This window comes from Allobaculum fili, from assembly GCF_020969955.1.
GTDB lineage: Bacteria > Bacillota_I > Bacilli_A > Erysipelotrichales > Erysipelotrichaceae > Allobaculum > Allobaculum fili.
The window spans coordinates 1-327 of sequence record NZ_JAHDSX010000135.1 but is presented as its reverse complement, the minus strand read 5'-3'; the positions used below and the strand labels follow the sequence as shown (position 1 = coordinate 327).

The 327-nt window shown below is 51.4% G+C and carries 1 protein-coding gene; it reads left to right on the top strand.

The genetic code is table 11. The features are described 5' to 3' along the window. Window positions 1-51 precede the first annotated feature (51 nt). Window positions 52-327, top strand: a 276-nt coding sequence (locus Afil_RS10825; protein ID WP_230268558.1) for a tail assembly chaperone, incomplete at its 3' end; no start/stop codon positions are given.

The window sequence follows — 327 nt, the reverse complement described above, 5'->3', positions numbered from 1 at the left end:
TTCGCCGATACGACTCAGGCAGCGGAATAGCAGCAAAGCAGGAGAAGAAAAATGGAAATCAATGTAAATGGAACGCTTTACCCGCTTAAGGCGTCTATCGCTTTTCTTAACGAAATCGAGAAGACCAGCACCCGAACAATCAGCGGGGAAACGATGGAAATGGGGCTGGTCAATGCGGTGATTTCGATCCGCGACATGGGCGATGTGCGCGTGCTGATCGACACAATCATGGCACTGAACATCAGGCAGACCCCGCGTCTGAACAAGGACGAACTGACGGAATGGTTCGAAGAAGGCGAAGTCGATCTGGAGAAACTCGGATCGGAA